Raw genomic sequence first — 381 nt, 5'->3', positions numbered from 1 at the left:
TGCGACCCCGACACCGTCGAACGCTGGTCCACCGGACGACACATGATCAACGCATACGGCCCCTCCGAAACAACCGTCTGCGCAACCATGAGCGAGCCATTGTCCGGTGCGGTCGTCCCGCCGATCGGCCGGCCCATCGACAACGTGCGCGTGTATGTGCTCGACGCGGGGCTGTCTCCGGTCCCGCCCGGAGTGCCCGGTGAGCTGTATGTGGCCGGAGCCGGTGTCGCCCGCGGCTACCTCAACCGGCCGGGGCTGACCGGCCAGCGGTTCGTCGCCGACCCGTACGGGCCGGCGGGTTCGCGTATGTATCGCACCGGGGATCTGGTGCGCTGGAACAGTGACGGCACTCTGCATTTCCTGGGCCGCGCGGACGACCAG

At 69.0% G+C, this 381-nt stretch carries 1 protein-coding gene; it reads left to right on the top strand.

Features of this window, described 5'->3' with window-relative positions:
• On the top strand, nucleotides 1-381 hold a 381-nt coding region (locus IO24_RS41790; protein WP_037669997.1), incomplete at both ends, for an AMP-binding protein.

Origin of the sequence: Streptomyces flavovariabilis (genome assembly GCF_000725785.1) — a bacterium.
Lineage (GTDB): Bacteria > Actinomycetota > Actinomycetes > Streptomycetales > Streptomycetaceae > Streptomyces > Streptomyces hawaiiensis.
Note: the sequence above shows the minus strand (reverse complement) of the source record. Positions and strands in the feature narration are given on the sequence as shown.